General features: G+C 61.2%; 20 protein-coding genes and 1 tRNA gene. 10 read left to right on the top strand and 11 right to left on the bottom strand.

All coding sequences use genetic code 11. The features are described from left to right. Positions 1-29: 29 nt before the first annotated feature. The 5 genes from aroD to tkt form a co-directional block, all read right to left on the bottom strand. Complete coding sequence (gene aroD, locus M3B90_RS00970) at positions 30-806, bottom strand: type I 3-dehydroquinate dehydratase (protein ID WP_259888182.1); 777 nt, start codon at positions 804-806, stop codon at positions 30-32. Between the two features lie 48 nt (positions 807-854). Further along, positions 855-2,561: a 6-phosphogluconolactonase gene (gene pgl, locus M3B90_RS00965; protein ID WP_259888181.1), complete on the bottom strand. Its 1,707-nt coding sequence runs from the start codon at positions 2,559-2,561 to the stop codon at positions 855-857. Further along, on the bottom strand, positions 2,558-4,096 hold the full coding sequence (gene zwf, locus M3B90_RS00960; protein WP_259888180.1) for a glucose-6-phosphate dehydrogenase: 1,539 nt from the start codon (positions 4,094-4,096) through the stop codon (positions 2,558-2,560). Before zwf ends, pgl begins: the two co-directional genes overlap by 4 nt. Before the next feature lie 93 nt (positions 4,097-4,189). After that, positions 4,190-5,293, bottom strand: a complete 1,104-nt coding sequence (tal, locus tag M3B90_RS00955) for a transaldolase (RefSeq protein ID WP_259888179.1) — start codon at positions 5,291-5,293, stop codon at positions 4,190-4,192. Positions 5,294-5,344: 51 nt separating this feature from the next. Continuing rightward, positions 5,345-7,444 (bottom strand): transketolase, encoded by a 2,100-nt coding sequence (gene tkt / locus M3B90_RS00950; RefSeq protein WP_259888178.1) that lies wholly within the window; start codon positions 7,442-7,444, stop codon positions 5,345-5,347. Positions 7,445-7,786: 342 nt separating this feature from the next. Here tkt and M3B90_RS00945 point away from each other — a divergent pair, with 342 nt between their 5' ends. The 7 genes from M3B90_RS00945 to M3B90_RS00915 all read left to right on the top strand — a co-directional run bounded on the left by M3B90_RS00945 (position 7,787) and on the right by M3B90_RS00915 (position 15,432). After that, positions 7,787-8,746, top strand: a complete 960-nt coding sequence (locus tag M3B90_RS00945) for a heme o synthase (protein WP_396122426.1) — start codon at positions 7,787-7,789, stop codon at positions 8,744-8,746. A 9-nt stretch (positions 8,747-8,755) separates the two neighbouring features. Next, positions 8,756-9,703 (top strand): site-specific tyrosine recombinase XerD, encoded by a 948-nt coding sequence (xerD, locus tag M3B90_RS00940; protein ID WP_259888177.1) that lies wholly within the window; start codon positions 8,756-8,758, stop codon positions 9,701-9,703. 114 nt (positions 9,704-9,817) lie between these two features. Next, entirely contained in the window at positions 9,818-10,687 is an 870-nt protein-coding gene (locus M3B90_RS00935) for a ParA family protein (protein ID WP_259888176.1), read from the top strand. Beyond that, positions 10,684-11,562 carry a pseudouridine synthase gene (locus M3B90_RS00930; RefSeq protein ID WP_259888175.1) on the top strand — a complete coding sequence of 293 codons (879 nt, stop codon included), beginning with the start codon at positions 10,684-10,686 and terminating at the stop codon, positions 11,560-11,562. Before M3B90_RS00935 ends, M3B90_RS00930 begins: the two co-directional genes overlap by 4 nt. Beyond that, a complete protein-coding gene (locus tag M3B90_RS00925) occupies positions 11,559-12,692 on the top strand; it encodes a prephenate dehydrogenase (RefSeq protein ID WP_259888174.1) in 1,134 nt (377 codons plus the stop codon). The genes M3B90_RS00930 and M3B90_RS00925 overlap by 4 nt, the downstream gene beginning before the upstream one ends. A 71-nt stretch (positions 12,693-12,763) precedes the next feature. After that, positions 12,764-14,935, top strand: a complete 2,172-nt coding sequence (der, locus tag M3B90_RS00920; RefSeq protein WP_259888173.1) for a bifunctional cytidylate kinase/GTPase Der — start codon at positions 12,764-12,766, stop codon at positions 14,933-14,935. 11 nt (positions 14,936-14,946) lie between these two features. Beyond that, positions 14,947-15,432: an NUDIX domain-containing protein gene (locus M3B90_RS00915; protein ID WP_259888172.1), complete on the top strand. Its 486-nt coding sequence runs from the start codon at positions 14,947-14,949 to the stop codon at positions 15,430-15,432. A gap of 9 nt (positions 15,433-15,441) precedes the next feature. On the opposite strand, the gene M3B90_RS00910 is transcribed toward M3B90_RS00915, so the two are convergent. Together M3B90_RS00910 and M3B90_RS00905 are read right to left on the bottom strand one after the other, a co-directional pair. Next, complete coding sequence (locus M3B90_RS00910) at positions 15,442-17,832, bottom strand: hypothetical protein (protein ID WP_259888171.1); 2,391 nt, start codon at positions 17,830-17,832, stop codon at positions 15,442-15,444. A 113-nt stretch (positions 17,833-17,945) separates the two neighbouring features. Further along, positions 17,946-18,019 (bottom strand) — tRNA-Pro (locus M3B90_RS00905). Between the two features lie 222 nt (positions 18,020-18,241). On the opposite strand from M3B90_RS00905, the gene M3B90_RS00900 reads away from it, so the two are divergent. Together M3B90_RS00900 and M3B90_RS00895 are read left to right on the top strand one after the other, a co-directional pair. Next, positions 18,242-18,673 carry an FHA domain-containing protein gene (locus M3B90_RS00900; protein ID WP_259888170.1) on the top strand — a complete coding sequence of 144 codons (432 nt, stop codon included), beginning with the start codon at positions 18,242-18,244 and terminating at the stop codon, positions 18,671-18,673. 124 nt (positions 18,674-18,797) lie between these two features. Continuing rightward, positions 18,798-19,379 carry a MerR family transcriptional regulator gene (locus M3B90_RS00895; RefSeq protein WP_259888169.1) on the top strand — a complete coding sequence of 194 codons (582 nt, stop codon included), beginning with the start codon at positions 18,798-18,800 and terminating at the stop codon, positions 19,377-19,379. 121 nt (positions 19,380-19,500) lie between these two features. Here M3B90_RS00895 and M3B90_RS00890 read toward each other — a convergent pair whose 3' ends face one another. Both M3B90_RS00890 and M3B90_RS00885 read right to left on the bottom strand, forming a co-directional pair. Beyond that, entirely contained in the window at positions 19,501-20,310 is an 810-nt protein-coding gene (locus tag M3B90_RS00890) for a ParA family protein (RefSeq protein WP_259888168.1), read from the bottom strand. Between the two features lie 4 nt (positions 20,311-20,314). Then, complete coding sequence (locus tag M3B90_RS00885) at positions 20,315-21,271, bottom strand: PAC2 family protein (protein WP_259888167.1); 957 nt, start codon at positions 21,269-21,271, stop codon at positions 20,315-20,317. 84 nt (positions 21,272-21,355) lie between these two features. On the opposite strand from M3B90_RS00885, the gene M3B90_RS00880 reads away from it, so the two are divergent. Beyond that, the gene (locus M3B90_RS00880) at positions 21,356-22,237 is read left to right on the top strand and encodes a rhodanese-related sulfurtransferase (protein WP_259888166.1); all 882 of its coding nucleotides are present in this window, start codon (positions 21,356-21,358) and stop codon (positions 22,235-22,237) included. Positions 22,238-22,477: 240 nt separating this feature from the next. Here M3B90_RS00880 and M3B90_RS00875 read toward each other — a convergent pair whose 3' ends face one another. Together M3B90_RS00875 and M3B90_RS00870 are read right to left on the bottom strand one after the other, a co-directional pair. After that, positions 22,478-23,209: a queuosine precursor transporter gene (locus M3B90_RS00875; protein WP_259888165.1), complete on the bottom strand. Its 732-nt coding sequence runs from the start codon at positions 23,207-23,209 to the stop codon at positions 22,478-22,480. Positions 23,210-23,241: 32 nt separating this feature from the next. Then, positions 23,242-23,907, bottom strand: coding sequence for a TetR/AcrR family transcriptional regulator (locus tag M3B90_RS00870; protein WP_259888164.1), 666 nt, complete (start codon positions 23,905-23,907; stop codon positions 23,242-23,244). Positions 23,908-23,971 lie beyond the last annotated feature (64 nt).

Raw genomic sequence — 23,971 nt, 5'->3', positions numbered from 1 at the left:
GAATGTGCTTGGCGGCGGGGGCCGAAGCGCTAGCGTTCGAGGAGGGACGCGAGTGTTCGGGCGCTCAACTGTCCCGGTGCGGATTGGGGTCCGACGGTGGCAAAGCTGGCGTCGGAACCGAAAACCTTTCCGGCGAGCCTACTCACCATGCCAAGCCGCCCCATCGCGATCGTGATGAGTGGATGCTCGAGCTTTTTCTTCGCCTCGACGCCGGCTCCGAGAAGGGCGAGCACGTCCTCGGGTGTGCGAGGCATAACCGCGAGTTTTGCAATGGCGAGATTGGCTGGTGCGAGAGTCGCCATGTACTCGAGCATCGCGACCATGGACTCCCGCGGGGGTGTTGAGGCGAAGTAGTGACGCGAGAGGACTATCGGAACGTTCTGATTCTCAGATGCGTTGAGAACGGAACTTATCGCTGCGGGATGCCGTGCTATTTCGACGTCGACGGCATGCGCAAGGCCTGAATCGACGATCGTGCAGAGGAGCTCGGCATAAACGTCGTCGGAAACATCCCACTCACCGCCCTCGCGCGCGGTGCGAATCGTCGCCACACGGGGGAGAGAGGGCGCTGCTTGACGTACGGCCTTGAGCGCCGCGCGCACGACAGCATCGGCGCGAGCCGGGTTGGCGTGGGAAGCAGCAAGCACGTGGTCGAGGCGCACCTCGAGAATGTCCACGGGGGCGTCGAGCGCGACACGCGCACCTACCGCGAGATCGTCGAGAGTAGACCCGAGAACGGGCGCAATGATGGCAGTCTCGTGCTGCGCGCCGAGTGGGACCTCGCCGATCATCACGCCCGTGTGCATGGACTTACCACCTGGGAATCTAGAGCCTTGAGGAAAAACTTGAGGGGCTCAAATGGCTTGGAGAAAGTGCGCGGCTTCCTTGTCGAGATACCACGTTGTCGATTCGGTTCCGCGCACCGCGGAAGCCGGGCATTTCGCAGCATCGATCTTCGAATGCGCGGTCTTCACAGCCTGCGCCTTATCGAAGCCCGCAACAAGGAACGACACGTGACGGGCGCTATTGAGCACGGGCCACGAGAGCGAAATGCGTTCCGACGGCGGCTTCGGTGAATTGCGCACGGGAACAGCGTAAGCCGAGGTCGCGCGCGCATCGCGATGCTCCGGGAAGAGAGAAGCCACGTGGCCATCCGGCCCGACACCGAGCAAGAGCACATCGAAATATGCCTCGCCCTGGGTCGTGAACGCCGAATCGCCGCCTTGAATGGTGAGCTGCTGGCCGTACCACGCGGCTGCTTCGTCAAGGTTCATACCGGCATCTGCTCCGGGAATGGTGTGCACGTTATACACGGGAATCCCCGCGCCAGTCGTGAGTGCTGAAATCACGGGGCGGTCGTTTCGATCCGAGGATTTTGCCGCGACAAAACGCTCATCACCCCACCACACGTGGAGCTTTGAGGTATCGACTTCGGCGAATTCGAGGGAGATCGCGATGCGTTCCGCAGTCGCTGTGCCCGCGCGCCCACCGGTGAGCACGAGGTGGGCGACGCCGCGTTCCTCGATAGCTTTCGAAATGCGAGCAACGGCGTCTTTCGCGACGGCCTTCACAACGGCATCCATGTCAGCCGTGAGCACGTCGGTTGGTTCGGACTTGCCGACGGCGAAGCTACTTGGGTCGCCCGAGAGCGGGAATGCCTTGGCAAGGACGTCTCCGTATACGTCGTCGGGGTCGAGGCGGCGAAGTTCCTCGCTCAGGAGGTCGTACATCGTGCGCTTCGGCATCGTCACGAACTGGTCGTCGTTGTTCCCGGGAAGGCTCATCGTGATGCCTTCCTCGCTCGAGCGCATAAGGCGAATGTCGCCGTCGTCGCGATGCAGCGTAACGGCGCTCAGGCCGTGATCGGCTTCAACTGCTTTGAACTCCACCGGGACCTCGTCGCCGAAGGATTTCTGAAGCCAGGCCTGCATGAGAAGTGAGGACGGGTTATCCTCGATCCCCTCAATCGTGATGGCCGTGGGCACCCCTGCAGGCGGGTAGTCGTAGGCGGTCGCGACGAGCCCGCGCCAGTTTGTAATGCGCGACCACGAGAGATCAGAATCTCCGGACTTGTAGCCGCGGGCAAGGCGCAAAAGAGACGACTTCGGGCTCTCGCACTGGTAAACGTCGGTAATACGACGCTGCGCGATGGCGCCGAGCGGATCCTGGGAAGGTGAAGCCGGCGGCGTGTATGGCCACCACGTCACGATCGGTGCATCGGGGAGCAGAAGCGGGGTGATGAGTGTGTCAAGGCCGGCATTCACGCGTCCGTGCGCCCGCAAAATGATGACTTCGCCAGCGCCCGCGTCGGTTCCCACCCGAATCTCCGCATCGAGCGCATCGCGCTTCGAGCCGTGTTCGGTCACGATCACAATGATTCGAGCAGGGTGTTCTTGGCTCGCGCGAACGGCTGCCTGAATCGGGTCATCAAGCGAACCGGTGTGCGTGACGATCACGAGAGTCGCGACGCGATTGAGCGAAATCAGTCCCTCTTCTTCGCGCAGATCGCGAAGCTTCGCGCTGATTTGCGAAGCAGTCGTATTCTCAAATGTCGAAATCATGGACGCCTCCAGGTGCGGCCGTCGCGGGCCATCATGTCGTGTGCTGTCTGCGGACCCCATGTGCCGGAGCGGTAAGGAGCAGGCGGCAAATGCTCATCCCAGAACGCGAGAATCGGGTCGAGGATCTGCCAAGAAAGCTCAACCTCCTTTTGCCGTGGGAACAGCGGGGGAGCACCGCGCAAAACATCGAGAATGAGGCGCTCGTAAGCTTCCGGCGATTCTTCCGTGAATGTTGAACCGTACGCGAAGTCCATGTTGACGTCTCGTACCTCCATTTGTGTGCCCGGTACCTTCGAGCCGAAGCGCATCGTGACGCCTTCATCGGGCTGAACCCGGATGACGACCGCGTTCTGCCCAAGATCGACCGTATCGGTATCGCGGAACGGCAAGAAAGGAACCTGCTTGTAGACGATCGCGATTTCCGTGACGCGGCGTCCGAGGCGCTTACCCGCGCGAAGATAGAACGGCACCCCGGCCCACCGGCGAGTGTTGACCTTGAGCTTGATCGCGGCGAAAGTCTCGGTCGTCGAGTCGGGGGAGATCCCTTCCTCCTCGAGGTACCCGTTGACCTGCTCTCCGCCTTGCCAGCCCCCAACGTACTGGCCGCGCGCCGTTCCTTCAGCGAGGTCGTCAGGGAGCTCGACGGCGGCGAGAACCTTCTCTTTCTCGTTGCGAAGCTCGGCGGCGTCGAACGTGATGGGTTCTTCCATTGCCGTGAGGGCGAGGAGCTGCAGAAGGTGATTCTGGATCACATCGCGTGCTGTCCCGATCCCGTCGTAGTATCCGGCACGAGTGCCAATACCGATGTCTTCGGCCATCGTGATTTGCACGTGGTCGACGTATCGGGAATTCCATACCGGCTCGAACATCTGGTTCGCGAACCTGAAGGCCAGGAGGTTTTGGACGGTCTCTTTGCCAAGGTAGTGATCGATGCGGAAGATCTCTTCCGGCTTGAAAACCTTCTCGACGATGTCATTGAGCTCGCGTGCGCTTTCAAGATCGTGACCGAAGGGCTTTTCGATCACGACTCGGCGCCACGAGTGTTCCGAGGGTGTGTTGAGCCCCGACTGCGCGAGCTGCTCGGCAACCTGGGGGAAGGCGCTCGGCGGGATGGAGAGATAGAAGGCGTGGTTGCCGCCCGTTCCCCGCGACTCATCGAGTTCGGCTACGACGCGAGTAAGCTCCTCGAACGCTTCCGTATCGTCAAAGGCACCCGTGACGAATCGAAGGCCGCCCCGGAGCTGTTCGAAGGCGTGCTCGTTGAATGATGTGCGCGCGTACCTTTCCACGCTTTCGCGCACGTACTCGGCGAAGTCCTCATGGCTCCAGTCGCGCCTACCAAACCCCACGAGGCCAAAGGCTGGTGGCAAGAGCCCGCGATTATGAAGGTCGTAAATCGCGGGAAGGAGCTTCTTACGGGCAAGGTCGCCCGTCACGCCGAACATCACGACCGAGCACGGTCCAGCGATGAGGGGGAGGCGACGGTCGCGCGAATCGCGCAAGGGATTGCTGGGTGCAGCTTCGTTCTGCCTCACTGTGGTCCTTTTGTGTAGGGATATATATGTGTGTCGCACCCGTGCCCCCGCACCCAAGAGGGAGGGGCGCGCGGGCACGACGCGGAGAGAAGGTTATTTCGTGGATGCTGCGGCGTCCCGGACTGCCGAAAGGAGTTCCTCCCACGCCGTTTCAAACTTTTCGACGCCTTCACGCTCGAGGACCGCAAAGACATCATCGAGGTCAACGCCGACAGCGGTGATCTTCTCGAGTGTGTCACGCGCGGTGGCAACATCACTCTCGGTGAGGGGGCCGTCCACGCGTGCGTGATCGGCCACTGCCTCGAGGGTTTTCCCCGGCACCGTGTTCACGACAGGATCGGCCACGAGCCGGTCGACGTACATCGTGTCGGGGTACGCCTCGTTCTTGACGCCCGTGGATGCCCAGAGCGCACGCTGCGGATTCGCCCCCTTGTCCTTGAGCGCGGAGAAGCGTTCGGAGCCCACGAACTCGAGGTACTCGGCAAAGGCAGCTTGCGCGTTGGCGAGCCCGGCCTTCCCACGAAGCTCGAGTGCCTCGCCGCCCGCGGCCTCGAGGCGCTTGTCAACTTCGCTATCCACGCGGGAAACGAAGAACGAGGCGACCGAGTGGATGCGGGAAAGATCCACGCCTTTCTCAACGGCCTTTTCGAGACCGGCAAGGTAGGCGTCGATCACCTGTCGGTAGCGCTCGAGCGAGAAGATGAGCGTGACGTTCACGCTGATACCCTCGGCGATCGTGCGAGTGATGGCCGCAAGGCCCTCATCCGTCGCGGGGATCTTGATCATGACGTTCTCGCGGTCCACAAGCGAGTAAAGTGTTTTCGCTTGCTCGACGGTCATGTCTTCTTCGTGGGCAAGGCGAGGGTCAACTTCGATCGACACGCGGCCGTCGAAGCCGCTCGACTTCTCGTAGGTCGGCTTGAAGACATCGCATGCACTTCGCACGTCCGCAGTTGTCAGCTCGGTGATGATGTCATCAACGTCGAGACCGCGAGCGGCGGCGTCAGCAATTGCGGCGTCGTAATCCGACTTGCCGGCGATAGCTGCTTTAAAGATCGCAGGATTGGTCGTCACGCCCACGATGTTGCGATCGCTCATGAGCTTTTCGAGGTCGCCGTTCTCGATGAGGGAGCGGGAGAGGTCGTCGAGCCACAGTGAGACACCGAGGTCGCTCAATTTCTGTGTCAGTTCGGTCATGGCAATACCTTTCGCTATGAGGTTGCTTGCGCGATATTCCGATGGACTGTCTTACTTGCGGGCCGCGGCGAGCGACTCCTTCGCCTTCGCCACAACATTCTCGGCGGTGAAGCCGTACTTCTCGAACAGGAGGCCGCCCGAGGCGGACTCGCCGTAGTGTTCGAGAGAGACCGCGCGACCAGCGTCGCCGAGGAAGCGATACCAGGGCATCGCGATCCCGGCCTCAACGCTCACGCGTGCCTTGACCGAGCTCGGGAGAACCGATTCGCGGTAATCTTCGCTTTGCTCGTCGAACCACTCGATGCACGGCATCGACACGAGTCGCGTGGGGATGCCTTCTGCCTCGAGGAGCTTCTGCGCTCCCGCAGCGTGCTGCACCTCGGAGCCGGTTGCGATGAGAATGGCCTCGGGTTCGCCGTTCGAGGCCTCCTTCATGATGTAGGCGCCCTTGTCGAGGTTCTCCGCGCCCGCGTACTCGTCGCGATCGAATGTGGGAACGCCCTGGCGCGTCAGGATAAGACCCGCGGGCCCTTCGTCGCGTTTGAGGATCGCCTTCCAGGCTTGTGCAGTTTCGTTGGCATCAGCAGGGCGTACAACCGAAAGGTTGGGGATCGCGCGGTAGGCGGCGAGGTGCTCGACGGGCTGGTGGGTCGGGCCATCTTCGCCGAGGCCGATCGAGTCGTGGGTCCACACGTAGATGGCCGGGGTCTTGCACAGCGAAGCGAGGCGCACAGAGCCGCGCATGTAGTCGGCGAACTGGAAGAATGTTCCGCCGTACGGCCGCGTGAGGCCGTAGAGCGAGATGCCGCTCAGGATCGCGCCCATCGCGTGCTCGCGAATGCCGAAGTGGAGCGTGCGGCCGTAGGGATTGCCCTGGAAGTCCTTGGTCTGGTTGGCCTCCGGGATGAACGACGCCTCGCCTTTCATGGTCGTGTTGTTTGAGCCTGCGAGATCGGCGGAGCCGCCCCACAGCTCGGGCATGACCGGGGCGAGGGCCCCGAGGACCTGGCCGGAAGCGGCGCGAGTTGCGAGGCCCTTGTCGTCGGCTTCGAACACCGGAAGTGCGGCGTCGAGGTCTTCGGGGAGTTCGCGAGCGATCAAGCGGTCGTAAAGCGCGGCCGCATCGGGGTTCGCGGCGCGCCATTCGTCGAGCTTCGCGACCCACTCGCGATGCTTCTCTGCTCCGCGATCGATGAGCTTGCGCGCGTGCGCGAGGGCCTCGTCGTCAACCTCGAAGGTCTTCTCGGTGTCGAAACCGAGGATGTCCTTGAGCCCAGAGATCGGTTGGTCGCCGAGCGCCGAACCGTGTGCGGCGTGATCGCCCGACTTACCCGGTGTGGGCCACGCGATCACGGTGCGCAGCTGAATAAAGGTCGGCTTGTCTGTGACCTGTTGGCCGGCGACAATCGCGTCCTTGAGCTCCTTGAGATTTTCAACGTAGTCCGTGCCGCCGTTCGTCCAGTCGACGGTGCGCACGTCCCAGCCGAGGGCTTGGTAGCGCGCGGCGGTGTCCTCGGTAAAGGCGATGTTGGTGTCGCCCTCGATCGAAATTTCGTTGTCGTCCCAAATGACGATGAGGTTGCCGAGCTGCTGGGTGCCGGCGATCGAGCTGGCTTCGTTGCTCACGCCCTCCTGCAGGTCGCCGTCAGAGGCGAGAACGTAGGTGTACGTGTCAAACGGGCTCTCTCCGGCCGGCGCCGTCGGGTCAAGGAGGCCTCGCACGCGTCGCTGCGCCATTGCGAAACCAACGGACGAAGCAATGCCCTGCCCAAGCGGGCCCGTCGTCATTTCGACACCCGCGGTGTGGAAATTCTCGGGGTGGCCCGGGGTCTTGGAACCTTCGGTGCGTAGCGCCTGCAAGTCCTCAACCTCGAGGCCAAAGCCCCCGAGAAAGAGCTGAAGGTACTGTGTGAGGCTCGTATGCCCGCACGAGAGGATGAAACGATCGCGACCGAACCACTGGGGATCCTTCGGATCGTGGTTCATGATGTCTTGGTAGAGGAGGTACGCCGCAGGAGAGAGGCTCACGGCCGTGCCCGGGTGCCCGTTGCCGACCTTCTGCACGGCATCCGCGGCGAGAATACGCGCGTTGTCGATGGCGCGCTTGTCGAGATCGCTCCAGCCCTCGGGGGCAACGAAATTGGTACTCACGAACGTTCTTTCCCTTCCATCGGTTGATCCATCTCAAACGCCGATGGCAAATGACCTTGTCGGCGCGAGGGGCCAAAATCGTGTCGATAGTATCGCGCGATTTTGTGGGAAAGGTGACTGCTGTCTCAGGAAATGCAGAGAAGTGGGGTGCTTGGAAGGGAAGGAACGGGCTCTTCGGTTGCCATGAGTCCGACGGTTGCCGAGCCAACGTCGGGTCTCCACACTAGTGGCGCGGCTTACCCGCGAATTTCTCGCCCTTCGTGCGCTGCGCCCGCTATTGTGGAGGGACGTTAGGCCCTTCTCCTGCCTGCCCAGCCCTTACCCCGCAATCGAGGAACGCGAGTGAACCAGAGCCACGGTACGACAACCCTTGCCCACGAGGCGCATCCGCTGCGTGGGGAGCAAGAGGAGCGTTCGCTTCGCCGCACCGCGCTCGCTTACGTGGCGCTGACGAAGCCACGCATTATCGAGCTTCTCCTCATCACGACCGTCCCCACGATGTTCCTTGCGGCAGGCGGCTTCCCCTCGTGGCTCCTGATCCTCAACACCATGGTGGGTGGGTACCTCGCGGCCGGCGGGGCGAACGTGCTCAACATGTATCTCGATCGCGACATCGATGCGAAGATGAAGCGTACGAAGAACCGCCCGCTCGTGACTGGTGAAGTGTCTCCTCAGGCCGCACTCATCTTCGGCTTCGTTCTGTGTGCACTTTCTGTGGCATACCTGTGGGTTTTCGTCAATGCGCCCTCGGCGCTACTCGCGCTCGGCGCGATCCTTCTCTACGTCGTGTTCTACACGATGATCCTCAAGCGCCGCACGAGTCAGAACATCGTGTGGGGCGGTATCGCCGGGTGCATGCCAGTCCTCATTGGTTGGTCCGCCGTCACTGGTGGAGTGTCGTGGACCGCGTTCTTCCTCTTCCTCGTGATCTTCTTCTGGACCCCGCCGCACTACTGGCCTCTCGCTGAGCGCTTTACTCAGGACTACGCGCGCGCCGAAGTACCGATGCTTCCCGTCGTAAGTTCACGAAAGAACGTCGCGAATCAGATGGTTTTCCACACCCTCATGATGCTCGCGAGCTCCCTCGCGATCATTCCTCTCGCACCCACGGGCATCGTGTACACGGTGAGCTCAATCGTTTTCGGTGGCTGGTTCCTCTATCTCGTGGTGCGGTATGCGGTGCGCGTGCGACGCGGGATGTCCGGCAAGCAGCTGAACCCCATGGGCGTATTCCACGCGTCGATCACCTATCTCACGCTCGTGTTCGTCGCGCTTGCCATCGATCCCTTCGTGGCGCTTTAGCGAGTGCCGATGCCTGAGCGCGCCGGAAGCGCTTCACGCCTCGCAGAAACTTTTCTCACTCACATTCGGATTGAACGAGGCCTGAGCTCCAACACTGTTTCTGCTTATCGGCGCGACCTTCATCGCTACCTGGCCTATCTCGACAGCCACAGCGTCGATATACGGGATGTCGATACGCCCACGATTGCGGGGTATATCGCCGCATTGCGCGAGGGCAGCCTAGGGGCAGCACCCCTCGCCGAATCTTCGGCCGCGAGAGCCCTCGCCTCGATCCGTGCCTTTCACCGTTTTCTCGACGAAGAGGGGGAGGCGCACACGGGCGACCCTTCAGCTCTCGTGCGGGAAGCATCCCGACCTTTGCGCTTGCCGGATGCCCTCAGCATCGCCGAGGTTTCCGCGCTTATCGAGGCGGCGTCGGGTCCCTTCACCGGCGCCCTCGCGACCGAGCGTGCCCTGCGTAATCGCGCCCTCGTAGAACTGCTCTACGGAACCGGCTGTCGCGTGAGCGAAGCTCTTTCGCTCGACATCGATGACACTGCCCTCCGTGAGGCCATCGTGCGCGTGCGGGGAAAGGGAAACAAGGAGCGTCTGGTGCCGCTTGGCCGCTATGCGCTCGATGCTCTTGAGGCATACCTGACACGGGCACGACCGACCTTCCTCGAACGGGGAAGCGGCAGTGCTGCGATTTTTCTGGGCAATCGCGGAACGCGGCTCACGCGACAAGCGGCCTTCGCGATCGTGAAAGCGGCGGCCGCCAACGCAGGAATCACCGCGCACGTGAGCCCCCATACGCTTCGCCACAGCTATGCAACGCACCTCATCGAGGGCGGAGCCGATGTGCGCACTGTTCAGGAGCTCCTTGGTCATGCCTCGATCACGACCACCCAGCGGTACACGCACCTCGGTGCGCAAGCTCTGCGCGAGATCCACGCGAGTTCCCATCCGAGGGCGCTGTAGGCAAGAGGGATTGCCATTCGTATCCAGGGCCTGCGGTTAGGATGTTCCCCAAGGGTCGCGCGCACTGAACGCGTGCAAAACCCGCGAACATCATCGACGTAGGGACAGGTACACGTGACAAAGAGCGAGCTTGATCTGAATCTGAACTACGGCCCCACGGGGCGACCGCTTCCAGACTTTCCCGAGCCGAAGACGCTCGACTCGCACGGCCCCGCGCGCATCATCTCGATGGTGAATCAGAAGGGCGGGGTTGGAAAGACGACCTCGGTCATCAACCTCGGTGCCTCACTTGCCGAACTCGGCCGCAAGGTTCTCCTCGTGGACCTCGACCCGCAGGGTGCGCTGAGCGCGGGCACGGGCATCAACAGCTACGAACTCGATCTCACGGTGTACAACCTCTTGCTCGAGCGCGATCACGATATCCGCGAGGCAATTCAGCCGACCACGACGGACAACATGGAGATCCTCCCGGCGAACATTGATCTCTCGGCCGCAGAGGTGCAGCTTGTCAATGAGGTTGCCCGCGAGATGGCGCTAGCTCGCGTGCTGCGCCCAGTTGTGGGGGAGTACGACGTCATTCTCATCGATTGCCAGCCATCGCTCGGTCTTCTCACCGTCAACGCCCTTGCTGCGAGTGATGGCGTCATCATTCCACTCGGGGCTGAGTACTTTGCGCTTCGCGGCGTCGCACTGCTCGTGGAAACCATCGAAAAGGTGCAAGATCGCATTAACCCCCGCCTGGAAATGGACGGGATCCTCATCACGATGTTCGATCCCCGCACGCTCCACGCGCGTGAAGTTGTGAGTCGTGTTGTTGAGGCGTTCCCCGACAAGGTCTTCCATACCGCGATTAACCGCACCGTGAAGTTCCCGGATGCCTCGGTCGCGGCAGAACCGATTACGGCGTTTGCCTCGAATAACAAGGGTGCCGATGCCTATCGCCAGCTTGCGCGTGAATTGATCGCGCGCGGGGCGGCAGCTTGACGGGCGCAAATCGGCGCGGTCACGGGCAGAAAAAGCGAAGGAGCGACTTCTCCGCGCCGAAAAAGGTTCGGCTTCGTGATTCCGAAGGTGCGCCGCGTACAGGTAGCGGCAGTGCGTCGCAGGAACCGTCGGACCGCGTCGCCCAAGAGGGGGAACGCCTCCAAAAGGTGCTCGCAAAGGCGGGCTTTGGTTCACGTCGCGCGTGCGAGGCGCTCATTGCGCAAGGCCGCGTTGCGGTCGGGGGAGAAGTCGTCCGGGAACAGGGCGTGCGCGTGGATCCCCACCTGGCGGTCATTCACGTCGACGGGCGCCGCGTGCAGCTCGACGAGGAAAAGCTCACGATCGCGCTCAATAAACCCCGCAAGGTCATGAGCGCGATGGAAGATCCGCAGGGGCGCCGCACCCTTGAAGAATTTGCGGCCCGCTACCCCGTGCGGCTCTACCACGTGGGGCGACTCGACTACGAAACCGAGGGGCTTCTCCTTCTCAGCAACGACGGCGAACTTACGCACCGCCTCACGCACCCGAGCTTTGAGGTGTCCAAAACCTACGTGTGTCGCTTTGACTGCCCAGGTTCGTTCCCGCGCTCTATTCTGGCGAAGTTGCGTTCGGGACTCGAGCTTGAGGACGGCCCCGCGAAGGCTGACCGCGCAAGCCTCGTCGCGCATGACGGGAGAGAAGCGATTGTCGAAGTGACACTCCACGAGGGACGCAACCGCATTGTGCGCCGCATGTTCTCCGCGCTCGGGTATGAACTGACGAGCCTCGTACGCACCCGTATTGGGCCGGTCGTGCTGGCTGATCTCGCCCCCGGGGCCACGCGTGAGCTTACAGCAAAGGAACTTGGCACCCTCATGGCGGAGGTCGGCCTGTGAGCACCGGTGTGCAGCGAGAAGCTGTCGCGCTCGAAGGGCCCGTGCTCGTGATCGGCGCGGGCCTCATCGGCGGATCGATCGGCATGGCTCTCGGCAACGCAGGGCTTGACGTTCTCGTGCGCGATTCGTCTCCCGGAACAACGCGCCTTGCGTGCGAGCTGGGTGTCGGGCGCAAGGAACAGGCGGGAGATAACCCCCAGGTCGTCGTGGTGGCGACGCCTCCCGATGTCTCCGCACGCGTCGTGCTCGACGCGCTAGAGGAGTTCCCCGGGGCGTGCGTACTCGATGTGGCGAGCGTGAAGCAGCACATCGCAGCGGAAGTCCTCGCCTCCGCCGAGGCGCGAGGACTCGATGCGTCTCGTTATGTGGGCACTCACCCCATGGCCGGCCGTGAGGTCGCCGGAGTTGTTGCGGCTCGAGGGGACCTATTTCGGGGAAGGGCTTTCGTCGTGGTTCCGACGCCTGCCACCTCCCCGCGAACCTACGCTCTCGCAAAGCTGATCGGAATCGAACTCGGCTCTTCCGTGGTCGAGATTGAGCCCGATGTCCACGACGAGGCCGTGGCGTACGTCTCGCACGTCCCGCAGATTGTCGCGAGTCTCCTCGCGAGCCGGCTCACACATGCGAGCGAGGCAGCTTTGGGCCTTTCTGGGCAGGGACTTCGCGATACGACTCGTATTGCCGCGAGTGACCCGCGGCTATGGGTTGAGATTCTGTCCGCAAATGCCGAGTGCATCGCACCAATCCTCCGCGCGCTTGGCGAGGATCTTTCCGCCCTCACCCACGCGTTTGACGTGCTCATGGAGGCCGACCCGCAGCCGGGTTCACGCGCCCGAATTGCCCGTGCGATTGCCTCGGGCAACGATGGTGTCGCTCGCATTCCAGGCAAGCACGGCGGGGACGCGGAGAGCTTTTGCCGGCTCACCGTGCTCGTTCCCGACGAGCCCGGCGAACTTGCGAGGCTCCTGACCGATATGGGGGAGGAGTGCATCAACCTCGAGGACCTCAGGCTTGAGCATTCGCTCGGCCAACGCATGGGCCTTGCACATGTGAGTGTCATGCGTGCCGACGAACATCGGCTCACGGAAATGCTTGAAAAGAGAGGTTGGGCACGCGCGGGAACGGAGTAGTGGCGAGCGAGGCACGTGAGAGCATCGCACTATTAGGCTTAGAAGCTGACCAGAGACAGGGGAGGAAAGGCATGAACGGCGTCACCATCGCAATCGATGGCCCCGCAGGCTCGGGGAAGTCAACGGTCTCGAAAGAGGTGGCACGGGCCCTTGAGGGCGGCTACCTCGATACGGGTGCGATGTACCGTGCAGCGGCGTGGTCCTGCCTCAACGAGGGGGTTGACCTCGACGACCGCGAGGCCGTCACGGAGCACGTGGCCGAGTTCGACCTCGTCATGTCGACCGACCCCGATGAACCGTACGTTTTCGTTGAAGGTACGGAGGTTTCGAAGCAGATCCGTTCCGAAGAGATCTCAACATGCGTCAGTCGCGTCGCAACAAACACCGATGTGCGCGCGATCCTTCAGGAACGTCAGCGTGCGATCCTCTTCCAGACAGCGAATGAGAAGGGATTCTGCGTCGCCGAGGGGCGCGACATCACAACAGTCGTCGCCCCGGATGCCGACGTGCGCGTGCTGCTCACCGCGAGCGCCGAAGCACGACTTAGGCGCCGCGCCGGTCAACTCGGTCTCGAGGATTCTGAAGATGTGCGTGCACGCATGCGCGACCAGGTACTTCGCCGCGACGCGGACGACTCGACCGTTTCCGAATTCACCGAAGCAGCCGAGGGCGTGGACCTGATCGATACGACCAACCTTGATATTGACGAGGTTGTCAACGCCGTTCTCGAGCGTGTTCCAGGCATCGAAATCGTCGACGACGATCCCAACACCGAGGTCATCGCCGACGACGGAAATCTCGAATCTCTTGATGACGAGGCACGCACAGCCTCGCTGCGCGCCGGCCTCGACGAATACGGCCTCGATGAGGACGATCAGAGCCTCCTCATGGACGAGTATGCGCCTATTGCGAGCGCCGAGGACGAGCGCATGCTGCCGGTCCTCGCCGTGATTGGCAGGCCAAACGTTGGAAAGTCCACGCTCGTGAACCGAATTCTGGGCCACCGCGAAGCGGTTGTTGAAGACACGCCCGGCGTGACGCGTGACCGCGTGTTTTACGAGGCCAACTGGGCGGGCCGCGACTTTATGCTGGTCGATACAGGTGGCTGGGAAGACAAGGTCGAGGGGATTGCCTATCGCGTCGCCGAGCAGGCTGAACTCGCGATTGGTCTTGCCGATGCCGTGATGTTTGTCGTTGATGCCAACGTCGGCATCACGCACACGGATGAGCAGCTTGTGAAGGTACTCCGCCGTTCAAAGAAGCCCGTGCTTCTTGTTGCCAACAAGGTCGACGATCAGCGAGGTGAGCTCGAGGCCGCCGCACTGTGGAACCTTGGCCTTGGTGAGCCGCACCCCGTCTCAGCGCTCCATGGGCGTGGCTCGGGTGACGTGCTTGACCGCGTTCTCGAGATCCTTCCCGAGGAAGGCCAGACGCGTGCAAAGCCGAGCGGTCCACGGCGCGTGGCCCTCATCGGTCGACCGAACGTGGGTAAGAGTTCGCTTCTCAACAAGCTTGCTCGCGAAAACCGCGTCGTTGTTGACTCGACCGCGGGCACGACACGAGATCCCGTCGACGAAGTTATCGAACTCGACGGGCGTGAATGGACGTTCGTGGACACCGCCGGCATTCGCCGCCGAATTCGCCAGAGTGAAGGCGCCGATTTCTTCGCCTCGATCCGCACCCAAGCCGCGCTCGACAGAGCCGAGGTCGCGGTCGTTCTCCTTGAGGCGACCGAGCCGATCTCGACGCAAGACCTCAAGATCATCGACATGGTGCTCGAATCGGGCCGAGCCCTCGTGCTCGCGTTCAATAAGTGGGATCTTCTCGACGAGGAGCGCCGCGCCCAGCTCGAATGGGAGATCGAGAAAGATCTCGCACACGTGCGATGGGCGCCGCGTGTCAACATTTCCGCTCTCACGGGCCGCCATACCGACAAGCTCGTACCGGCACTCGACCTCGCTCTTGAGTCGTGGGATACGCGCATTCCTACGGCGCGCCTCAATGCCTTCCTTGGCACGCTCGTGGCTGCCCACCCGCACCCGCTACGAGGGGGCAAACAGCCCCGTATTCTTTTCGCAACACAGGCACGTACTCGACCACCGCGTTTCGTCATTTTCGCCTCGGGATTTCTTGAGCACGGCTATCGCCGCTTTATTGAGCGTCGTTTGCGCGAGGATTTCTCCTTCGACGGCTCGCCTGTCGAGATCAGTGTGCGCGTTCGCGAAAAGAGGAAAAACCGGTAAGGAGGGGCAGCATGCCCGCGCCCGACTTTGTCATCGCCCTGCGCGAGAAGATCGGCCACGACCACCTGTGGCTCTCAGGCGTCACGGTGTTCGTGCTGAACGCGGAGCGTACGCACTGCCTTTTTGTTCAGCGTGCCGACAATCATCAGTGGACACCCGTCACGGGGATTATCGACCCGGGGGAGGCGCCAGCGCGCGCGGGTGCGCGCGAAGTTCTCGAGGAAACCGGGTGCTCGTGCGAAATTGAGTTTCTCTCGAATGTGGGATGCGTCGGGCCCGTGACACATCCCAACGGTGACCTCGCGAGCTACCTCGACCTCGCTTTTGTGGCGAGGCACGTGAGCGGTGACCCCTACCCGGCCGACGGTGAAAACCTTCAAGCGGCGTGGTTTCCGATCGAGGAACCCCCCGAGCTCAATAGTCGCTTCACACAAGGCTTTCGTCACGCGCTCGCGCAGGTGAAAAGCGGCGAGCACGTGACGCGTTTCGAGCGTTAAATCGCCCTCTCAGCCTTCATTCAAAGGCCGCTCGAACACGACTGCCATGGGTGTTTGCTGCGAACCTTGTCCGAGCGGGTTATCGGCAAACTGCGCTTCGTAATGCGCGCGATCTCGCGAGGCTGAAAGGCCAAGGACGTTGCGCCCAATGTCGTTCGCATCCATGACGACGACGCCGTCGAACGTGTTAACGAAGCGCGCCGGGACGCTCTCGCGGATAACCTCCACAAGGTGCTCCGCGACAACATCCGGGTCCTTTGGGGGGAGCTTTGCCGAAACGTTCGATGGATACACCGAATACTCCGTGGGGCCATCGATTGCCCGAACGTCGGCGCCCGCGAGTTCATAGAACACTCCACGCTTTCCTCGCAGCTTGCCAAGTGCGCCGAGCGCCGCGGCGTAGGTGATTCGTGCAAGCCCGGCCTCGTTGATCGCGAGCTGCATCGTGACTGGATCACCGAGACCGATGCCCGCGGGCGTGCGCGTGACAAACTTCGATAGCTGCTTCGCTGCGAAGGAGGGCTTGATTTCCCACACGAACCACGAGCGGCCCTGCATGATCGCGATGATCTTCTCCGAAACCGTGAAGTTCCACAGGCGCCCCTCCGTCGCGTGGCGATCCTCGTCGGTGCCACGTGCGTCGAGCTGTTCGAAGAAGCCCTTGACGTAACCGGCAATTTCCTCATCCATTCGGGAGTCTTTTGAGAACTTCTCGGTCTGGATGGGGTACCGGCGAGCGATAAGGTCGCCGTCAATCTCAAGATCAAGTTGCTTGCCCGCATTCGCCGTCAGTGGGGTGTGGGGATCCGGGGGGAGGGATCGTCCGTTGTCGTCAGCAAAAAGTGCGGAGTCTTCCTGCTCATCCTGTTGGTCGAGTACTTCCGAATCAAAGAACACACGTGCCCACAGCTCGGCACAGGCGAAGCGCCAAAGCTGGCCGGCGTCTAGTGCGCCACGACCATTGATGTGCGCGTCGTAGGCCTTGAGAACTTCCGCCTGATTGAACCAGCCGCGCGTGCCAAAGGGCTGCGAAGAAAACAGTGAAAAGTACGTGCCCTTGATTCGCTTAAACCATGCCCTCTCGCGTTCGCTCGAAGTGGGAATCGGATCTTCAGAACTTGTAGAGCCGGCTACTGCTTCGATCAGGGAGCGAGTCTTTCCTTCGCCAAAAGCCGTGTCATCGAGGGAGGCGTAGAAACGAAGAAGCGCGCGATCGGTGAACGGCGAGCGAAGTGCGATGCCATTGCCGAACATCTGCGCTGCCTTAGCACGTTGCTCTGCGGCAACGCTGCCTGCCTGAGCGAGCGGCGCGAGAGATCCCTCGTATTCGGGCAGTGGCTCAGGCGCAATCCTTTGCATCTCGTTCGGTTCGCACAGCGCGGAGCCGAGAAGTGAGTTGAGGGTCGTATTTCCTCGACTACGGGTGGCATCGAGGGCGCGCGAGACGAGCGAGCGGCGCTCGCGTTCTGGCGCCCGCAGAGCGCGAGCGCCATAGGTATCGAGCGCTAGTGCGTGGCCTTCTTGTGCACATGCGCGCAGTTCAAGCCACGTGAAGTATGAGCTGAGCGACGTCGGTGGTTCCTCGAACGTGCGAAGCATACGGGGCAGATCATTCTTCAATCCCTGCGGGGTCGCCTTCACATCGCTCTCTTGCTCGGCACCGAGCTCAGGTCCGCCCGTGGCAGCGATGAGCGTCCAGGGATCCAGGCGTGCAGGAGAGGTAGCAGACGCGTTTTGTAGGACCTTCGAGCCTACGGAGTCGACGTTGTCCAGGAGAAGAGTTCCGCTCTCAGTTGCGCGGCGCGCTACCGCATCGTGGAGGCGCGAGCGGAACTCATCGATGCACGTATGGTCGGCGCGGCGGGGATTCGCGGGAGGAGCGAACACATCGTTCGGCGCGCTCGAGAGCGACACTCGCTCCACAGTGCCTTGCGAAATGCGCACTGCCTCGCCCGGAAGCACGCGAGAAACGCCCGAGAAGAACGTCGCAGAACCGCGGCGATCCTCACCAAGAAGATACTGGCGCAGCACCTCGAGATTTGGTTCGCGCGGAAGTTCGGCTTTGTCGATGATGGCGGCGATTGACGAGCCGAAGGCAACGCCCTTCGACGTCTGTGCGTAATACAGCGGTCGAAGTCCAAGGACATCCCTCGCGAGCACAAGCGAGGAATCTGATTCCTGAATGGCCACAGCAAATTCCCCGTCGAGCGTGGCGAGCCCGGAAATTCCTTCGGTCTCGATGAGACGCGAGCAGGCGTCGGACCCCGCGGCTCCGGTAAGCGCAGATGTGGAGCCCACCGGGAGCACGTAACCGTCAAGGGCGCATTGACCCTCGTCAGCCACCTCAGGCCACGCCAAAATGTTCCCATCAAAGGACACATGACCGAAAAAAGTGGACATCGCATCTACCTCCGTAGGCCTCATTCTTCATCCAGACTATAGGGCAGTGACATAGGGTGAACATAAAGAAAAAGGGCGAGACACCTCTGCGGTGCCTCGCCCTTTTATCCGCGTCGGGCTGACAGGATTTGAACCTGCGACCCCACGACCCCCAGTCGTGTGCGCTACCAAACTGCGCCACAGCCCGCGGTTTTCGACTTGTCCACTATAGCGGAGCTCAATGCCGAAGAGCCAATTCGTAGAGGTGAGCCCCGCCACGCCAAAATTGGTCAAGAAGATCTAAAGGCTTCGCAGTGATCAACCTAAAGATACCGATATGCCCCATATGCGGTGGCAAAATGGACGCGGAAGCATTGAACTCTCATACCGGTCCGCGGAATGGGGTGCGCGTGGAAGAAAGGTCTGTGTCATGAACGAACATATGTTTGACTCGAGCCCCGAGCAGACCACAAAGCTTTCGCCGCTCGAGGGCAAGGTCGAGTTCGCGGACGAGGCCGAACACGGCCTCTCTCCTCAGGATCGCCAAGCTGTCGAAGCGCTACCGGAAGGCACTGCCCTTCTGATCGTGCGCAAGGGGCCGAACATGGGGGCGCGTTTTCTTCTTGACTCCGAAAGCACGGTCGCGGGCCGCAATCCTGCGTCGGAGATTTTCCTCGATGACGTCACGGTGTCTCGCAAACACGCCACTTTCGTTCGGGGTCAAGGCGGCTTCCTCGTTCTCGATATGGGCTCCCTCAATGGCACCTACGTCAACCGTGAGCTTGCCGACGAGGCTCGCCTCAACAACGGGGATGAGATCCAGATCGGCAAGTATCGCTTCACGTTCTTCACGCGTTCGTGAGGCGCGACACGAAAAAATTCTCGCCACATTTCGGCGCGTTTAATCCCGGATATGCGCCCTGATGGGTATTCTGTCGTCGAGGCTTTCCCCCTTCCCCGACACGAAAGTCCATCTGGAGGCACACGTGAGCAAGCGCGACAGCAGCACCTATGGTGCGCAGAGCACCGTTCCGGCGACCGAGGCGCAGGGAGTTCTTTTCGACGACCTCGTCGACACCCCCGGCGAGCTCGGCTATCGTGGCCCGGCCGCGTGCAAGGCTGCAGGCATTACCTATCGTCAGCTCGACTACTGGGCTCGCACGGGCCTAGTTGAACCTAGTGTGCGCTCCGCTACCGGATCTGGCTCGCAGCGCCTTTACGGGTTCCGCGACATCCTCGTGCTCAAGGTCGTCAAGCGCCTCCTCGACACTGGTGTTTCGCTCCAGCAAATCCGTGTCGCAGTTGAAGCAATGCGTGCACGCGGGGTAGAGGATCTCGCCCAAATCACCCTCATGAGCGATGGCGCCTCGGTTTACGAATGCACGAGCGCCGAGGATGTCTTCGATCTCGTTTCGGGGGGCCAGGGGGTTTTCGGGATTGCCGTGGGCCGCGTAGCTCGTGAAGTTGAAACCGAGCTCGCAATTCTGCCGAGCGTTGATCCGCAGCATGATGCTGCCGAAGCTCTCCGCGACGAGCTCGCCGCGCGTCGCGCACGCAAGGCCAGCTGACAAGCCATTTTCGGTCTTCAGTCAACTCTTCTTCGTCAATATCGCGCCCCTTGCCGCAGGCCGTGTCGGAATTTTGGCACGCGGAAGGGGCGACGGCTTTTAAGGCCCTGATGCCTGAGGCCTAAGAGTTCTGTCGAGAGTCCATGATCGTGGCGAGCAAGCGATCGAAGTCCTGCGTAAGCTGCTTCGCGCTCGAGCCTTCATACTCGTGCAGCGGGATCGCACCGCCCTGCGCTTGCTGAAGACCCACGCGCTCTTCGAGAACGGGCTCGAGAACACGGTCACCGAAAAGTTCTCGCAATTCGTTGAGTCGGAACTGGTGCTCGACGCTGCGCGGACGGTATCGGTTCACGAGGATCCCTAGCGGCTGCAGTCGTGGGGCAATGCCGCTTTCGTGGAGCTCCTCGGCAAGCTTGAGTGCCCTGTCGGCGGCCGAGACCGCGAAAAACCCGGGTTCGGAGACGACGATTGAGCGATCCGATGCCGAAAGGGCCATCTGGGTAAGGCCATTGAGCGACGGCGGGCAGTCAATGAATACGACGTCGTAGTGGAAGGAGCGACGGTTGAGTGCTTCCCTTAGGCGACGAACACCGCGCCTGGCGAGGGCTGGGGAATCGAGTCGAGAAGAGCGGTGGCTGCCTGGGATGATATCGAGATGACTGGAAACGCGGGAGCCGCTCTGCTCACGTTTCGTCCAGGGGGTCTGCACGATTGCCCGATCAACCGTTTCGGTGCGCGCCGACGCGATCACTTCAGCGATATCCGGTTCGCTACCGGGGTGCCCGAGGAGCCCGAGAGTCGTGTCCCCCTGCGGATCGAGATCGAGAACGAGGGCGTTCACGCCTTGGTTGAGGGCTGCTGATGCGAGGCCGAGGGTGACGGAGGTCTTCCCGACGCCGCCTTTGAGAGAGTAAACGCTGACGACAAACACGAAGTTAGCCTACCGAATCCTGGCCGTGGTCATCGGACTCGTCGTCCGTGTCTTTTGGCTCATCCACCATTTCCTTGAGGAAATCTTCGACTTCATCGGTAAGGTTTTCGGCGCCTGGCAGGGGAGTGTCCGTTCCGGGGGAGAGGTGCTGCACCATCCCGTCCATACGTGAATAGTTTTCCTCGAATCCCTTGATGAGAGAGGAGAGCTGCTCATTTTCTGCTGCGCTTTGGTCTAGCGCCTCACGCACTTCCGCGATCTTTTCTTCGAGAGCTTTCGTCGGCGTCAAAGCCGGCCCTCCCTCGATATCGAGGGCAGTGAAAAGAGCGGGGAGGGCCGGATAGTACTCAACTTCATGCGCGTAGGAGGGCACGTGTGCGGCAAGGCCGATAATGGGGTGGCCGGCCTCAGCCATGCGCACCATGAGCAGCGCGGGGAAGGAAGCACGCATTTCAATGGTGCCCGGGAACGGACTTGCGAGAACCAAATCCTTAGGGTCGCCCGCATAGCGGCTCACGGCCACGGGCCGCGTATGAGGCGTTGCGCCGGGGAAGCTCGTGGCGACGAGAGTCCGCGTCACGCCAAGTTGCTCGACGATAATGCGAACGGCGTGTGCGACGCGCTCCCATTGAAAGTTCGGCTCTGGCCCGCTGAGGAGTAAAAATGGCTTTTCGCTTTCAGGGGTGACTTCGCGAAGGGTGAGTGCGGGGGAGGAGTATCCAGTGAGGTGATCTTGCTCGAGGGAAATCGGCGGCCGTACTGCGGTGTAGTCAATGACCTGATCGGAATCGAAGGTTCCCACGAGCCGATTTGGGTAGTTCCCGGTGATGAACTCATCGAGCTTTTCCTGGACACGCCCGGAATCAACAAAGGAGCCGAGGGTGATGACGAGCGTGCTCGCGCGAAGTGAACGCGAGTCGACGTCGCGCTCATAGCTGAAGAGCGTAGTGGGATCGAGCACGAAAACCTCCTAGTGTGCACGGCCGATGATTCCTTGAACGCCGGGCCCTTCTCGAGTTATTCCTCGGGTGATTAGACTTGTGACGTGGCCGTTCACAAAATTGTTCTCTTCTATGTTTTCACTCCGCTCGCCGATCCGGAGGCAGTGAAACTCTGGCAATTCGCCCTCGCCGACTCGCTTGGCCTCAAAGGTCGAGTGATCGTGTCGAAAGATGGCATTAACGCGACGGTCGGGGGCGAGATCAACGCCGTCAAGCAGTACGTCAAGCGCACGAGGGGCTATGCCCCGTTCCACGGTGCCGACATCAAGTGGTCCGACGGCACGGGGGAGGATTTCCCGAAACTCTCCGTCAAGGTTCGCGATGAACTCGTGACCTTCACTGTTCCCGAGGAGATCAAGGTCGGTTCCGAAGGCGTGATTGGCGGGGGAGTGCACCTTTCCCCCGAAGAACTCCATGCCCTCGTCGAATCGCGCGGCGACGACGTCGTGTTTTTCGACGGGCGCAACCGCATGGAGGCGGAGATCGGTCGTTTCCGGGGCGCGGTTGTGCCCGAGACAGAAACGACGAGGGATTTTATCGGTGAGCTTGATTCGGGCATGTATGACGATCTCAAGGATCGGCCCGTGGTGACGTACTGTACGGGTGGCATTCGCTGCGAGGTGCTCAGCGTCCTCATGAAGAACCGTGGCTTCACAGAGGTGTACCAACTCGATGGTGGCATCGTTCGCTACGGGGAAAAGTACGGCAATGACGGCCTGTGGGACGGGTCGCTATATGTCTTCGACGGTCGCATGCACATGGAGTTTGGTGACGGAGCCGAGTCGCTCGGTACATGTGTCGCGTGCGGTCGAAGAACGCCGATCTACGTCAATTGCATCAATCCCGCATGCCGCAAGCAATTCTTGCGGTGCGATGAATGTACGAAAGACGAGCTCGCGCTCGCGTGCGGAGAATGCGGAGAGTGAGTACCGCACCACGAGTATTGGTCGGCATTCGCGGGCAGGGAAGGGGTCCGTCGGTGACTCATCAACCGTCGGACCTCCGCGGAGCGCCGCCCTTCGCTTTGACTTTACATAACGTACATTATCGGCGTTACGGCTGTGGGCTGTGCGGATAGGACTTCCTCATAAATGATGGCGGTTTCGGCTCCTCACGCACGGTGATGGCAGGTTGGCAAACCCCCACAATTTCTATGTAAACCGGGACTAGGCAATCCGGGATCGAGAAAGCGCTTCCTGGTAGCTCGGTTCCGCTTTCTTGAGCTTTGTGATGACGAGAGCGGTTACAGGAATCGCGAGGTACTGAACGATGACCTTGTAGAGGAAACCGAAACCCGTGTAGTTGAGCCACTGGCCAAAGGTTGTGATGCCGAGAACCGGCGCTGCGATTGTGCAGAAGATGATCGTGTCCACGAGTTCTCCCGAGCCGCTCGAGGTGAAGAGCCTCGCGATAACGCCGGGCTCACCGGTGCGGCGCTTCATCCGACTCACGATGAAGGAATTGAGCGTTTGGCCCGCAAGGAAGCCGCACAGGGATGCGAGAACAATTTGCCACACGGGGCCGATCGCAAGCTCGAGCGCGCCTTGTTTTGCGATTCCGTAGTCGTCATTGAAGCCCGGAAGCCAAATGATGATGGCATAGCAGAGTACCGCGAAAGTATTGAGAGCGAAGGACGTGAGGATTGCCCGACGTGCCGCCCCCGGTCCGTAAAGTTCCGTAATGATGTCGCCGAGGATGTAGGCGAGCGGGAATAGAAAGAACGCCGCGTCGGTGATGACGAACCCGATTGTGACGCCTTTTGCAGCGCCGATGCCGGAAATTACGACCACGACGGCCATGAGCGCGCTCAACACGTCGTAGTGGGAGTTGCCTCGCGTTGCGTAGACTGCCTTGCCACGTGCAGGGCTCGCCTGTGGATCACTTGTGCTCTTGGTCATGGAACCACTTTAGAAAAGCTCCACCCATCGCACTATTTCCAGGGTCTATCAGTGCTCTGATCGTCACAGCCTTCGATGAAAGCGTCGAGGATTGCTTCAAGGATGCGGGAGGTGTCCTCTTCGAGCCTCTCCCCCGTGGCGAGCTCGGCGACCATGCGATTGAGGTACACCCCGAGAAGTGTTTCCGCGATGGTTTCCGCCGGAACGGTGAGGGTGAACGGATACCGCGCCGCGAGTTCCTCGAAAATCTGAGCGATTCCAGCAATGAGCCGGTCGCGTTCGCGCCCGAGGTTCGTGCGCGCGTCGCTGTTTTGAAGCGAAATTGACACAGCTTCGGTGTGCATGAGGTACCACGCGAGCCCCAGTGGCCTCAGTTGCTCGAGCGATTCGAGAAGATCAGCTTCGTCCACCGAAGTATGAGCCTCGCTCTCCTCAGCGTCAGCATTCGGGAATGGTTGCGTCGCTTCGAGTGCCCTCGTGGTGACCTCGGTGAACGCCTCCCAAAAGACCTCGTCTTTCGAAGAAAAGTTTGAATAGAAGGCGCCGCGCGTAAAGCCTGCAGCCCGGGTGAGGTCATCGACCGTGGCGCCTTCGACTCCTTTTTGTGTGAAGACCTCGATTGAGGCTTCGATGAGCCTTCGGCGGGTGTTCTCCTTGGAACGCGCCTGCTGCGCACTCTCGGTTGCTGTGATGTTCACAATGCAGCTCCTGGTCGCTTTACGGGATTGCTCGATATATCTTAGTATCGAACTCGATACGAAA

This window comes from Dermabacter sp. p3-SID358 (assembly GCF_025147465.1).
In the GTDB taxonomy this organism is placed as follows: domain Bacteria; phylum Actinomycetota; class Actinomycetes; order Actinomycetales; family Dermabacteraceae; genus Dermabacter.
This window is presented reverse-complemented; position numbering and strand designations above follow the sequence as displayed.

Coding starts and splice junctions, on each gene's coding strand:
- aroD (WP_259888182.1), bottom strand. CDS start 806: ATGCACACGGGCGTGATGATCGGCGAGGTCCCACTCGGCGCGCAGCAC.
- pgl (WP_259888181.1), bottom strand. CDS start 2,561: ATGATTTCGACATTTGAGAATACGACTGCTTCGCAAATCAGCGCGAAG.
- tal (WP_259888179.1), bottom strand. CDS start 5,293: ATGACCGAACTGACACAGAAATTGAGCGACCTCGGTGTCTCACTGTGG.
- xerD (WP_259888177.1), top strand. CDS start 8,756: ATGCCTGAGCGCGCCGGAAGCGCTTCACGCCTCGCAGAAACTTTTCTC.
- der (WP_259888173.1), top strand. CDS start 12,764: ATGAACGGCGTCACCATCGCAATCGATGGCCCCGCAGGCTCGGGGAAG.
- M3B90_RS00915 (WP_259888172.1), top strand. CDS start 14,947: ATGCCCGCGCCCGACTTTGTCATCGCCCTGCGCGAGAAGATCGGCCAC.
- M3B90_RS00910 (WP_259888171.1), bottom strand. CDS start 17,832: ATGTCCACTTTTTTCGGTCATGTGTCCTTTGATGGGAACATTTTGGCG.
- M3B90_RS00900 (WP_259888170.1), top strand. CDS start 18,242: ATGAACGAACATATGTTTGACTCGAGCCCCGAGCAGACCACAAAGCTT.
- M3B90_RS00875 (WP_259888165.1), bottom strand. CDS start 23,209: ATGACCAAGAGCACAAGTGATCCACAGGCGAGCCCTGCACGTGGCAAG.